This window comes from Nocardioides sp. L-11A (assembly GCA_029961745.1).
In the GTDB taxonomy this organism is placed as follows: Bacteria; Actinomycetota; Actinomycetes; order Propionibacteriales; family Nocardioidaceae; genus Nocardioides.
Map to the genome: position 1 here is coordinate 3,494,717 of CP124680.1, position 13,088 is coordinate 3,507,804.

11 protein-coding genes are annotated in these 13,088 nt (G+C 70.4%); 5 read left to right on the forward strand and 6 right to left on the reverse strand.

The annotated features are described in order from the left end of the window. The first annotated feature begins 183 nt into the window (after window positions 1-183). Window positions 184-1,605 carry an ABC transporter substrate-binding protein gene (locus QJ852_16800; protein WGX94810.1) on the forward strand — a complete coding sequence of 474 codons (1,422 nt, stop codon included), beginning with the start codon at window positions 184-186 and terminating at the stop codon, window positions 1,603-1,605. A gap of 198 nt (window positions 1,606-1,803) precedes the next feature. Further along, entirely contained in the window at window positions 1,804-3,417 is a 1,614-nt protein-coding gene (locus QJ852_16805; protein WGX94811.1) for a gamma-glutamyltransferase family protein, read from the forward strand. Window positions 3,418-3,787: 370 nt separating this feature from the next. Here the strand turns inward: QJ852_16805 and dxr are convergent, their stop codons facing one another. Next, window positions 3,788-4,900 (reverse strand): 1-deoxy-D-xylulose-5-phosphate reductoisomerase, encoded by a 1,113-nt coding sequence (gene dxr, locus QJ852_16810; GenBank protein WGX94812.1) that lies wholly within the window; start codon window positions 4,898-4,900, stop codon window positions 3,788-3,790. Window positions 4,901-5,021: 121 nt separating this feature from the next. On the opposite strand from dxr, the gene QJ852_16815 reads away from it, so the two are divergent. After that, window positions 5,022-6,104 carry a polysaccharide deacetylase family protein gene (locus QJ852_16815; GenBank protein ID WGX94813.1) on the forward strand — a complete coding sequence of 361 codons (1,083 nt, stop codon included), beginning with the start codon at window positions 5,022-5,024 and terminating at the stop codon, window positions 6,102-6,104. 12 nt (window positions 6,105-6,116) lie between these two features. Here QJ852_16815 and meaB read toward each other — a convergent pair whose 3' ends face one another. Both meaB and QJ852_16825 read right to left on the reverse strand, forming a co-directional pair. Beyond that, window positions 6,117-7,103 (reverse strand): methylmalonyl Co-A mutase-associated GTPase MeaB, encoded by a 987-nt coding sequence (gene meaB, locus QJ852_16820; protein WGX94814.1) that lies wholly within the window; start codon window positions 7,101-7,103, stop codon window positions 6,117-6,119. Between the two features lie 11 nt (window positions 7,104-7,114). Next, window positions 7,115-8,314: an acetyl-CoA C-acetyltransferase gene (locus QJ852_16825; GenBank protein WGX94815.1), complete on the reverse strand. Its 1,200-nt coding sequence runs from the start codon at window positions 8,312-8,314 to the stop codon at window positions 7,115-7,117. A gap of 133 nt (window positions 8,315-8,447) precedes the next feature. On the opposite strand from QJ852_16825, the gene mce reads away from it, so the two are divergent. Further along, window positions 8,448-8,912, forward strand: coding sequence for a methylmalonyl-CoA epimerase (gene mce, locus QJ852_16830; protein WGX94816.1), 465 nt, complete (start codon window positions 8,448-8,450; stop codon window positions 8,910-8,912). A gap of 4 nt (window positions 8,913-8,916) precedes the next feature. On the opposite strand, the gene QJ852_16835 is transcribed toward mce, so the two are convergent. The 3 genes from QJ852_16835 to QJ852_16845 form a co-directional block, all read right to left on the reverse strand. Continuing rightward, window positions 8,917-9,768: a biotin-dependent carboxyltransferase family protein gene (locus QJ852_16835; protein ID WGX94817.1), complete on the reverse strand. Its 852-nt coding sequence runs from the start codon at window positions 9,766-9,768 to the stop codon at window positions 8,917-8,919. Between the two features lie 133 nt (window positions 9,769-9,901). Then, a complete protein-coding gene (locus QJ852_16840) occupies window positions 9,902-10,537 on the reverse strand; it encodes an allophanate hydrolase subunit 1 (GenBank protein WGX94818.1) in 636 nt (211 codons plus the stop codon). Next, complete coding sequence (locus tag QJ852_16845) at window positions 10,534-11,310, reverse strand: 5-oxoprolinase subunit PxpA (GenBank protein ID WGX94819.1); 777 nt, start codon at window positions 11,308-11,310, stop codon at window positions 10,534-10,536. The genes QJ852_16840 and QJ852_16845 overlap by 4 nt, the downstream gene beginning before the upstream one ends. Before the next feature lie 191 nt (window positions 11,311-11,501). On the opposite strand from QJ852_16845, the gene ccrA reads away from it, so the two are divergent. Beyond that, window positions 11,502-12,851, forward strand: coding sequence for a crotonyl-CoA carboxylase/reductase (ccrA, locus tag QJ852_16850; GenBank protein ID WGX94820.1), 1,350 nt, complete (start codon window positions 11,502-11,504; stop codon window positions 12,849-12,851). Window positions 12,852-13,088 lie beyond the last annotated feature (237 nt).

Here is a 13,088-nt window from a genome sequence, read left to right on the forward strand (position 1 = left end):
AGTCCACGCGAGGTGGTCGCAGAGGTTTGGAGGTTGAGAGTGTCCCTGAATTCTGCTCATGAAATGATGAAACCGTCGGCAGGCGTCTTCAGATGGAGATGGACCGCCTTCGTGGCAAGTCTCGTCTTGGTGCTCGCTACTGCATGCAGTACCTCGAACTCAGAGGCCGACATAGAGGACCGTGTGCTCACGATCGGTCTTCCAGGTGGGCCCGCCAGCCTCGATCCGTCGAAAGACAGTCAGACCTTTGGCATCGTGCGTCCGCTGACCAACGAGCCACTCACGCATGAAGCTCCCGACGGCTCGATCGAGCCCGCCTTGGCGACGTCGTGGAAGTACACCGACGACGAATACAAGGTGTTCGAGTTCACGCTGCGTGAGACGGCGATGTTCTCTGATGGAACCCCCGTTGACGCGAAGGCAACGGTTGCATGGTTGCGGTACTTCAGCCAGGGCTCGGGCATCTTCGTATCTGCCATGGGGCCGATCGAGTCCATCGAAGCAGTGGATCAGCACACCGTGAGATTGACCCTGGAGAGATCCAACCCGAGGATTCCGTATCTCTTCTCCGAGAATGGGAACTGGGGTGCAGTTTCGTCCACAGCGTCGATCGAGGAGCCGGGGACCCTCGAGACGTCGACCAGTGGAGCCGGGCCCTACATGCTCGACGCGGGCAGAACGATCAGCGACAACAAGTATGTTCTCGTGCCGAACCCGCATTATGATCGGCCCGAAGCCGCACCGTGGAAGGAAGTCGTCGTTGACATCATTCCGGATGCCAACGCCCGTCTTCAGGCCCAGCAGACGGGCCAGATCGACGTAGCCTGGGGCGATCTTCGCACAGCAGACGCCGCTCAAGACGCTGGGCTGGAAGTACTGGGCGTACCAACAGTCACTGGTGGCTTGATCCTTGGTGATCGGAACAGCGACGGGCCGCTCGGGGATGTACGAGTTCGCCGGGCGCTGAACTATGCGGTGGACCGGGAGGCAGTCGCGGACGGTCTGGTCGGAGAGCACGGCATCACCACGTCTCAGATGCAATCACGAGATGGCTTCGATCAGGACTACCGGGAGTTCTACCCATACGACGTCGACCGCGCCCGAGAGCTGCTTGAGGAAGCAGGTTACGGCGACGACTTGACGCTCGAGGTTCTTGCGTTCGGCCCAGGCGGCGACCTGGGCACGCCCCTGGCTCAGGCGATCGCATCGTACTGGTCGGAGCTGGGCATCGACGTGAAGATCACGACGGCGCCAACGGCGGCGGAGTACGTTGAGAAGCGAGCGTCGAATCGGTATGCGGTGCTCCACTATTCGGTGATCAACTGGCCGATGTATCTCTCCTACCAGATCGCGATGGCTCCCACGGGCGGGCAGAACCCGTTCGGCGCCTCGGATCCGGTCATGAACTCTCTGTTCGACGAGGGCGCCCGCACCGACGACCCGGGCATCTGGGCGCAGATGAGTCGCCGTTCGGTCGAGGAGGCCTACTTCGTGCCGACGTTGACTGTTCCCCGGCTGTACTACGTCTCCGATGGAGTCGAGGGCGTCGCCCTCACAGAGCAGCGTCCGGAGTTCAGCTGGGCTTCGGAGTGGTCACCGAGGTGACGGCAGAGGCGACGTCGCGCGATCAAGGGACGGGCCGTTGTGGCGCATCGCCCTGTTCACCTCGATGAGAGCAGGGCTCTGTCGTCTCACGATCGAAGCAAACGCCGTCGGTGGGGTACCCCCCGTCGTCACGCCCCGGCGGCGACGCACCCCGACCCGACCGAACCGAACCATCAGTAGTGAGATTGGAGAGAGAAGATGAACAACGTCAACGGCATGGTGGTCTGCCCTGAGCCCAGGGCGGCTGAGATCGGGGCCGACATCCTGCGGGCGGGCGGCAACGCCTTCGACGCGGCGGTGGCGGCAGGCTTCGCGCAGATGGTGTACAGCCCGTTCATGTGCGGCCTTGGTGGATGGGGAATGGCGACTCTCTACGATGCGGGGAGCCAGACCACCGAGCACGTCGGCTTCCCAGCGAAGGTCGGCTCGAAGATGCACCCGGAGATGTGGGCAGACGACATCATGGGGTACACCGACATGTGGCATGTCGGGATTGTGCGGGATCACGTCAATCTGATGGGCTACACCGCCATCATGACGCCGGGCGTGGTGGCCGGCCTGGGCGAGATTCATCGCAAGCACGGCTCACTGCCCTGGAGTGAACTGATCGCTCCCAGTGTCGCAGCCAGCGAAGAGGGATTCCCGTTTCCGGAGGAAGTAGCGCTGGTCACTCGAAGTTTCGTGCTCCCGGGAATGCCTTCGATCGAGGAGCACTACTGTTGGTCGCCCGACGCGAAGGAATTGTTCATCGGACCGGACGGCCGGTTGAAGAGAACTGGCGAGCATTACCGGAATCCGGACCAGGCTCGGTCGCTGCAGCAGATTGCCGATCGTGGCCCGGAGGACTTCTACACAGGAGACCTGGCCGGGGTCATTGTCGAGGACTTCGAACGGAACGGTGCGTTCGTCACAGCGGAGGACCTGAGCGAGTACCAGCCGGAAATCGGAGCCCCGCTGTCGACCAGTTACCGAGGCTTTCGAGCGGAGTCATCTCCTCCCCCGAACGGCGGTCTGCTGACGCTCCACATCCTTCGGGTACTGGAACGTTTCGATCTTGGTCGCCTGGAACACAACGGTCCAGAACATGCGTTCATCATGGGTGCGGCCATGGCGTGGGCAGGTGTCGTTCGCTTCCGGTACCTCGGCGACCCCAAGTACGCCGACGTTCCTGTCGAGCACGTCCTCTCCGACGAATACTGCGACGAGGTGGCTGACAATATTCGTCGAGGTCAGCTCCCCGATGTCGACGTTCTGGATGAACCGCGTGGGACGACCCACCTTGTCGTCAGCGATCGCATGGGCAACTGCGTCTCGATGACGCAGACGCTGACCTTGTCCTCAGGTGTCATCATCCCCGGGACTGGCTTCCCGTGGAATGGATGCGCCAGCCTGATGGACCCTGAGCCGGGCCGACCGAACTCTCTCGTGCCGGGTCGATCTCGCGCCAACGCTGCCTCGCCGACGATCTTGTTCAAGGATGGCGAGCCGCGTCTCATCCTTGGCGCCCCGGGAGGGTACTCGGTCTCCAGTGCGGTGACGCAGGCATTGGTCAACATGATCGATTTCGGGATGTCCCCGCTGGAGGCGGTATCTGTCCCTCGGCTACACAGTGAAGGCACGATCCTCTTCGCTGAAGGAAGGTTCCCCCTCCGCACGATCGAGGAACTCAAAAGGCGAGGATTTCCGGTGGAGCACCGGGCTCAGAATTACGACTCCCTGTTTGGTCGGGTTCAACTCATCGAACTCGAAGGTGGAGTCGCCCGCGGCGCTTCCGACCCGCGCAAGGATGGCGGCGCTCCGATGTCGGGCTAGCCCGGATCGTTCACGACGCGGCCTGATCGGAGCGTAAAGGTACGGAAGCGCCTGCGGGCGCCGACGGTGTGGGGGACGCTGAGGCAGGTCACCCCAGTCAGGAGGAAGTAGGTCCCGACGGCGCGAGCACGGACTCGTCGTCATGTCTGGGCGCAGGCAACGCCGGGTCGAACACCACCGCCGACCACATCGAGGTGCTGACCGGGGCGATCGCCCAGGTCCCCGGCGCCCACCGCCGCATATTGCTGATCCGCTCCGACGGCGCCGGCGCATGCCACGGCCTGCCCGACTGGTTGGCCGAACAGGACCAACATCGGCTCACCTCACCCAGACGCGCCATCACCGGCGCCGTCATGAAGGACCGGGCTGGCTAGGCCGGGCCGGGCCGACCTGGGCCGGGCCGGGCCGAGATCGCGCCGGCGGCGGTCTCGCGCGCCCACCGGTCGGCGTCGAGCACGTCGTCGAGTGAGGGCGCTGCCGCCGCCCCGTCGTGGTCGGCGAGGACGTCCGCCACCAGGTCGACGATGCCGGTGAACGCCAGCCGGCCGGTCCGGAAGGCGTCGACCGCGACCTCGTTGGCGGCGTTGTAGATCGCCGGGGCCACCCCACCGCGCTCCCCCGCCTGCCGTGCCAGCGCCACCGCGGGGAACGCCTCGTCGTCGAGCGGGCGGAACTCCCAGGTCTCCGGTCGGCTCCAGTCGACCGCCGGTGCCGCGTCGGGCACCCGGTCGGGCCACGACAGCCCGAGCGCGATCGGGATCAGCATGGTCGGCGGGCTCGCCTGGACCAGCGTCGAGCCGTCGACGAACTCCACCATCGAGTGCACGACGCTGGTCGGGTGCACCACGACCTCGATCCGGTCGTAGGGGATGCCGAAGAGCAGATGCGCCTCGATCACCTCCAGGCCCTTGTTGACCAGGGTCGCGGAGTTGATGGTGATCACCGGCCCCATGTCCCAGGTGGGATGCGCCATCGCCTGCTCCGGGGTCACCCCGGCGAGGTCCGCGCGGGAGCGTCCGCGAAACGGTCCCCCGCTGGCGGTCAGCACCAGCCGGCGTACCTCGTCAGGGGTGCCGCTGCGCAGGCACTGCGCCAGCGCACTGTGCTCGGAGTCGACAGGCACGATCTGGCCGGGCTTCGCCCTGTCCAGCACCAGCGGGCCGCCCATCACGAGCGACTCCTTGTTGGCGAGCGCGAGCGTCGTCCCCGCCTCCAACGCCGCGAGCGTGGGCCGCAGCCCGACCGCACCGGTGATCCCGTTGAGGACGACGTCGCAGGGGCGCTGGGCCGCCTCGACGCTCGCCTCCTCCCCCAGCCCGTGGTACGACGGCGCGAACTCCGCGACCTGCTGCGCGAACAGGTCCGGGTTGCCGCCGCCGGCGGTCAGGCCGACGACGCGGAAGCGGTCGGGGTTCGCCCGCACCAGGTCGAGCGCCTGGGTGCCGATGGAGCCAGTGGAGCCGAGGATGACGACGTCCTTCACACGGTCATCCTGTCAGGGGCGGTGCCGACGCCGGGACCGGCCGGGGCGGGCGAGTTTCCTCACAGGGTGAGAAACGCCCGAAATGCCGTACTGGAGACCCTTCAACGACCATGCTGTGCCCGTGCTCCGTCCGGCTGCCCCGCTCCTGCGCCCCCTCGCGCTCGTCCTCGTCGCCCTCCTGGGCCTGTCGATCGCGTCCCCGGCGGGGGCGATGCCGCCCGAGCGGGTGACCCGCGCGGGCTGCACCGGCGTGGTGGCCCTGACCTTCGACGACGGCCCCTCGCGTACGACGACCCGCCGGCTGCTCCGCGTCCTGCACCGTGCGGACGTGCCGGCGACCTTCTTCATGGTCGGCCAGCGGGTCGCGGCGGACCCGCGCGCGGCGCGCGAGGTGGAGCGGGCCGGGTTCCTCACCGCCAACCACAGCTGGGCGCACCGCGACATGCGCACCCAGTCCTACCGGGAGGTGCGCCAGTCGCTGCGCGCGACGCGACGGGCGATGAAGCGGGCCGGACTGCACCCGACCGACCTGATGCGCCCGCCGTACGGCGCGCTCGCACCGCCGGCCCGGCGGGCGATCCGCGACGCGGGCTACGTGCCGGTGATGTGGAGCGCCGACTCGCTCGACTGGCAGTCGGGTGACGCGCAGCAGATCGCCCGCCGGATCCTCTCCGAGCTCCGTCCCGGCCGCAACATCGTGCTCCAGCACGACGGCGTCAACCGCTCGCCGATCTCGGTGGCCGCGGTGAGCCAGGTGGTCCGCGTGGCGAAGCGGCGGGGCTACTGCTTCACCGCGCTGAACGAGCGGGGCCGACCCGGCTTCCCGACGCCGACCGTGACCGCGGTCGCCAAGGACGGCGTGGAGGGCGGCGAGGCTGTGGTCCGGCTCACCCTCGACAAGGCCCCCGGGCGCGACACCGCGCTGAGCGTCGAGGCCGCGTCCGGTACGGCGAGCGTCGGCGCCGACCTGCCACCCTTCGCGACCCGCGTGGAGTTCCCGGCCGGCCGGCTGACGGCGAAGGTCCGGATCCCGATCGGCACCGACGCGGTGGTCGAGCCGACCGAGCACCTCACGCTCCGGCTGCGTCACCCCGAAGGGCTGGCACTCGGCCAGGAGACGGTCCAGGTCGGCATCGTCGATGCCGCGGCCGCGGTCCGGATCGACCTGCCGGGACCGCCGTTCCTCTCCCTGGCCCGGCGCTGACCCGGTCCTGCGTCAGCCGGTGAGCTCGGCCGCCGCGGTGTGCGGGTCGATCTCGCCCGCGACGACGGCGGCGGCGAGCTCGTCGAGCCGGTCGCCCTCGCCGACACTCCCCCAACGGCGGCGCAGGGCGGTGAGCGCGAGCGTCTCGATCTCGTCCCGCGCACGGCGTACCCGACGGCGCTGGAGCTCGCCGCTCTCCCGCAGCCAGGCGGCGTGCTCGTCGAGCGCGTCGGCCACATCGGCCACGCCGTCACCGGTCGACGCGACGGTCTTGAGCACCGGCGGGCGCCACGCACCCTCACGGCGCTCGGCGAGGCCGAGCATCGAGCGCAGGTCGCGGCGTACCTTGTCGGCACCGTCGCGGTCGGACTTGTTGACGACGTAGAGGTCGCCGATCTCGAGGATGCCGGCCTTGGCGGCCTGGATCCCGTCGCCCATCCCGGGCGCGAGCAGCACGACCGTGGTGTCGGCCTGGCCGGCGATCTCGACCTCACTCTGCCCGACGCCGACCGTCTCGACGAGGACGACGTCGAACCCGGCCCCGTCCAGGACCCGCAGCGCCTGCGGCGTGGTCCAGGCGAGGCCGCCGAGGTGCCCGCGGGCCGCCATCGACCGGATGAACACACCGGGGTCGAGGACGTGGTCGCCCATCCGGATCCGGTCGCCGAGGAGGGCGCCGCCGGAGAAGGGCGAGGACGGGTCGACGGCGAGGACGGCGACCCGGCGGTCGCGCCGCCGCAGCTCGCCGATCAGCGCGCTGGTCGACGTCGACTTGCCGACCCCCGGCGAGCCGGTGAGCCCGACGATCTGCGCGTGCCCGGCATACGGCGCGAGGGCACGCATCAGGTCGGGCAGGAGGGGCGACTCGTCCTCGACGAGCGACACCAGCCGGCCCACCGACCGGGGGTCGCCCTCACGGGCCCGGGCCACCAGGTCGGGAACGGCCGCCGCGGTGATCCCACGACGGCCGCCCCGAGGTGCCGGTGCTGCTTCGGTCAAGCCGATCCTCGTCAGCTGGCGGGGACCCGGATGACCAGGGCGTCGCCCTGGCCGCCGCCGCCGCACAGGGCGGCCGCGCCGACGCCGCCCCCGCGACGCTTGAGCTCGAGCGCGAGGTGCAGGGTGATCCGGGTGCCGGAGGCGCCCAGCGGGTGGCCGATGGCGATGGCGCCGCCGTTGACGTTGACCTTGTCCTCGTCGAGGCCCAGGGCCCGCGCGGACTCGATGCCGACCGCGGCGAAGGCCTCGTTGAACTCGACCAGGTCGAGGTCGGCGACGCTGAGCCCGGCCTTGTCGAGCGCCTTCTGGGTGGCGTTGGCCGGCTGCATCTGCAGCGTCGAGTCGGGGCCGGCGACCTGGCCGTGGCTGACGATCTCGGCGAGGATCGGCAGGCCGAGCTCCTCGGCCTTCTTCTTGCTGGTCACGACGACCGCGGCGGCGCCGTCGGAGATCTGCGAGGCGGAGCCGGCGGTGATCGTGCCGTCCTTGGAGAACGCCGGGCGCAGCTTGCCCAGGGACTCGGCGGTGGTGTCGCCACGGACGCCCTCGTCGGCGCTGACGACGATCGGGTCGCCCTTGCGCTGCGGGATGCTCACCGGGACGATCTCGTCGTCGAAGACGCCGTTCTTCTGCGCGGCAGCGGCGAGCTGGTGGGAGCGGGCGGAGAACTCGTCCTGCTCCTCGCGGGTCAGCGGGTTCTCACGGTCGGCGTTGACGGCCTCGGTCAGGTTGCCCATCGCCTGCTGGGTCGCCTGGTCGTAGAGGGCGTCGTAGGCCATCGAGTCGACGAGCGCGGTGTCGCCGTACTTGAAGCCCTCGCGGCTCTTGGGCAGCAGGTGTGGGGCGTTGGTCATCGACTCGGTGCCGCCGGCGACCACGATCTCGGCCTCGCCGGCGCGGATCAGCTGGTCGGCCTGGGCGATCGCGTTGATGCCCGAGAGGCACACCTTGTTGATGGTGATCGAGGGGACGCTCAGCGGCAGGCCGGCCTTGATGCCCGCGGTGCGCGCGGGGTTCTGGCCGGCGCCGGCCTGGAGCACCTGGCCCACGATGAGGTAGTCGACCTGGTCGGGAGCCACGCCCGCCTTCTCCAGCGCACCCTTGATGGCGACGCCCGCGAGGTCGGCGGCCGAGAGGGTCTTCAGGCCACCGAGGAGGCGGCCGATCGGCGTGCGGGCGCCGGCGACGATGACGCTGGGGTTGTCGGACATATTTCCTCCGTGAGACGTGTGGTCGGAATGCTTTCGACTCTACTCGCGGGTATCTCGCGCGGGCGAGGGGTCCAGCGTGCGGGCGGTGAGGAACATGTCACACGGGAGGCGACGGCCCAACGGCCCCGGCACAATGACGTCCATGAGCATCACTGAAGGCGTTCCCGCCCACCTCTTCACCGCGATCGACCACGTCGGCATCGCGGTGCCCGACCTCGACGAGGCGATCGCGTTCTACCGCGACAACTTCGGCATGCACGTCACCCACGAGGAGACCAACGAGGAGCAGGGCGTCCGCGAGGCGATGGTCGCCGTCGGCGACACCGACTCCAAGATCCAGCTGCTCGCCCCGCTCAACGCGGACTCGACGATCGCCAAGTTCCTCGACCGCAGCGGCCCGGGCCTCCAGCAGCTCGCCTACCGGGTCACCGACCTCGACCAGGTCTCCGCGATCCTGCGCGAGCGCGGCCTGCGCCTGCTCTACCCCGAGGCCCGGCGCGGTACGGCGGACAGCCGGATCAACTTCGTGCACCCCAAGGACGCCGGCGGCGTTCTCGTCGAGCTGGTCGAGCCCGCTCGGGGCGCGTCAGCGCACTGAGCGTTCAGGCCCAACGGAACCGGAGCTCCTCGCCGGGGCGCAGCTGGGCCAGCCGGTCGGTGTCGGCATCGACGACCACACCGACCACCGGATAGCCGCCCGTCACCGGGTGGTCGGGACCGAAGACCACCGGTCCGCCTCCGGGCGGGATCTGGATCGCCCCGCGCAGAGCGCCCTCGCTCGCGAGCTCCCCCTTCCCCGGCACGGTGGTGAGCGGATCCCCGTCGAGGCGCAGGCCCACCCGGTCACTCGCGGCGCCCACCCGCCAGACCTGCCCCACCAGCCGGTCCGGGTCGGCCACCCAGTCGTCGCGCGGGCCGCGGACCACGCGCAGCACCGGCCGCTCGTCGTACGACGTCGGCGGGACGGCGTCCACGAGCATCTCCCCCGCGGTCCGGTCCCCGACCTCGAGGACGTCGCCCGCACGCACCGGCTCGGGCCCCAGGTCGGCGAGCGTGTCCCGGGACCGCGAGCCGAGCAACGGCCGGGCCGCGACGCCACCGCGCACGGCGAGATAGCTGCGCAGCCCCGACGGCGGCAGGCCCAGGCGCAGCCGCCGGCCCGGCCGCAGCGCGAGGACGGCACCCGTCGGCTCCGCCCGCCCGTCGAGCGCCAGCGGCACCGGTGCCCCCGTCACGCAGACCCAGACCACGCCGTCCGCCTCGACCTCGAGGCCGCCGAGGACGATCTCCAGGGACGCGGCACCCGCGGCGTTGCCGAGCAGCCGATTGCCCAGCGCGTACGACGCCCGGTCGGCCGCGCCACTCGCGCCGACGCCGATGGCGGCGTGGCCGCGCCGGCCGGTGTCCTGCACCAGGCACGGCCCGCCCACGGCGCGCACGAGGAGCCGGCTCACGCGGGGTCCCCGCGGCGTCGTTGGGGGGAGCCGCCTGGGGTCCCCGCGGGGCTCTGGTCCGGAGGAGCGAAGCGGGGGAGGCCAACGGCTCGTGGGGTGAAGCGTTGCGGAGGAGAGGAACGTCGTGGGGTGTTCATCGCTCCTCCTCGAAGACCACGGTCGCGCCCGCGGTCAGCAGCGCCGGCGGCTCGCGCTCCAGGTCCCACAGCGCCAGGCCGGTGTGGCCGATCAGCTGCCACCCGCCGGGCGACGAGCGCGGATAGACGCCGCTGAACTCCCCCGCCAGCCCCACCGAGCCGGCCGGGACGCTGGTCCGCGGTCGGTCGCGGCGCGGCACCACCAGCCGCGGGTCGCCGCCCACGAGGTAGGCGAAGCCCGGGGCGAAGCCACCGAAGGCCACCCGCCACGGCGTGCCCGTGTGCGCGGCCACGACCTCCCGCTCGCTCAGCCCGGTCAGTGCCGCCACGGCCGCCAGGTCCGGGCCGTCGTACCGGACCGGGATCCGGGTCGGCTCTCCCCGTCGCACCGGACGATCCGGTCGTCGATCGGCCGGATCCACGACCGTTTCGTCCGGTACGACGGAGCGCAGGCGGTCGAGCGGGACGCCCGGGCTCGCCACGAGCAGCACCGTGCGGGCTCCGGGGACGACCTCGGCGACCAGCGCCGGGGCGTCGGGATGGGCACGGACCAGGTCGGCCACGGCGAGCACCTCCGCCATGGCGGCGAGCTCGACGAGGAGTCCGCGGTCGCCGTACGGGAGCAGCCTCATGCCGGGGCGACGGCGAAGGCGCCCACGGGCAGCTGGGCCGCGGACAGTGCGGAGCGGACCGCCGCCGCCAGCTGCGGCGCTCCGGGCGAGTCGCCGTGGACGCACAGCGAGCGCACGTCGCCGGACCGGGCCAGCTCGACGGCCTGCGCGGCGACCGCGACCGGGTCGGTCAGCAACGCGCCCGGAGCCGAGCGCGGCACCAGCCCGCCGTCGGGCAGGTAGGCCCGGTCGGCGAAGCCCTCGCCCACCGCCTCCAAGCCGGCCTCGACCACCGCGGCCAGGAAGGGCGAGCCGGCGAGGCCGAGCACCGGGAGCCCGCCGTACGCGCGCACGGCGTCGATGACCGCGTCCGCCTGCTCCGGATGCCGCGAGACCGCGTGGTAGAGCGCTCCGTGCGGCTTGACGTAGGCGACCCGGGCCCCTGCCGCGCGGGCGATCCCGTCGAGCGCGCCGAGCTGGTAGAGCACGTCGGCCGCCAGCTCCGCGCTCGCGACGTCGACGTAGCGGCGCCCGAAGCCGGCCAGGTCGCGATAGCCCACCTGGGCGCCGATGACCACGCCGTGGGCGACCGCCGTCTCACAGGTACGACGCAGCGTGAGCGGGTCGCCCGCATGGAAGCCGCAGGCCACGTTGGCGCTGGTCAGGTGGGGCAGCAGCGCGTCGTCGTCGCCGAGCCGCCAGCGCCCGAAGGACTCCCCGACGTCGGCGTTGAGGTCGATCACCAGCGCCGCCGAGGCGCTCGGCGTGGACGGGCGGTCCGGCTGCGGCGACATGGCCCTATGGTGGCCCATGGAACGTGCCGCCGAGCCCAGGACGACGCCTTCCGCCCCGCACTGCCCGTGTGGCCGATGCTCGGTGAGACGAGTGTCACGAACCCACCTACGAGTGGTTACCACTGGGTATCTTCGCGGCGGCCGTATTGCCATCCAGCCCACTGGCACGCACCGATTCCAGGGAGACGACCGTGCAGCACATCCTTGACGCCATCCTCGCCAGCGAATCCGGGGAGGCCTCCGCGGAGGACTTCGCCGCGCTCGAGCTTCCGCAGTCCTACCGGGCCGTCACCGTCCACAAGGACGAGGTCGACATGTTCGAGGGCGTCGCCTCGCGCGACAAGGACCCCCGCAAGTCGCTGCACGTCGACGAGGTCGCGCTGCCCGAGCTCGGTCCCGGCGAGGCCCTCGTCGCGGTGATGGCGTCCGCGATCAACTACAACACGGTGTGGACCTCGATCTTCGAGCCGGTCTCCACCTTCGGCTTCCTCGAGCGCTACGGCCGGGAGTCCGACCTCGGCAAGCGGCACGACCTGCCGTACCACATCGTCGGCTCCGACCTGTCCGGCGTCGTCCTCGCCGTCGGTGCGGGCGTGACCAAGTGGAAGCCGGGCGACCGCGTCGTCGCGCACTGCCTCTCGGTCGAGCTCGAGGCGCCCGACGGCCACAACGACACGATGATGGATCCCTCGCAGCGGATCTGGGGCTTCGAGACCAACTTCGGCGGCCTCGCCGATGTCGCCATGGTCAAGGCCAACCAGCTGATGCCCAAGCCCGAGCACCTCACCTGGGAGGAGGCCGCCTCCCCCGGCCTGGTGAACTGCACGGCCTACCGCCAGCTCGTCTCCGCCAACGGCGGCAACATGAAGCAGGGCGACAACGTGCTGATCTGGGGCGCCTCCGGCGGTCTCGGCGGCTTCGCCACCCAGTACGCCCTCAACGGCGGCGCCAACCCGGTCTGCGTGGTCTCCAACGAGGAGAAGGCCCAGATCGTGCGCAACATGGGCGCCGAGATGGTCATCAACCGCTCCGAGCTCGCCCCGAAGTTCTGGAACGACGAGGGCACCCAGCAGAACCCCAAGGAGTGGCAGCGCTTCGGCAAGGCCATCCGCGAGCTCACCGGCGGTGAGGACATCGACATCGTCTTCGAGCACCCCGGACGCGAGACCTTCGGCGCCTCGGTCTACGTCACCCGCAAGGGCGGCACCATCACCACCTGCGCGTCGACCTCGGGCTACATGCACGAGTACGACAACCGCTACCTGTGGATGAACCTCAAGAAGATCATCTCCAGCCACTTCGCCAACTACCGCGAGTCGTGGGAGGCCAACCGCCTCATCGCCCAGGGCAAGATCCACCCCACCCTGTCGCGGGTCTACACCCTCGACGAGGTCGGCCAGGCAGCCCTCGACGTGCACCACAACAAGCATCAGGGCAAGGTCGGCGTCCTCGCCCTCGCGCCGCAGGAGGGCCTCGGCGTGGTCGACGCCGAGCTCCGCGCGCAGCACCTCGACAAGATCAACCTGTTCCGCGGCATCTGAGCGGCGGTACGACGGACGGGCCGGTGCGCGACGTACCGGCCCGTCTGTCGTGGTCGACCCGGCGCATCTGAACGTCCTGAGAGCACCGACCCGGCGCATCTGAACGTCCTGAGAGCATCGACCCGGCGCGTTCAAACGCGCCGGGTCGATGTCGTGGCGGCACATCGCGCGCCGGCTCCGTCCGCACCGGCGAGCCGGGGTGGGCAAGGTTGGGGTGATCAGGGATCATGGGCGGGT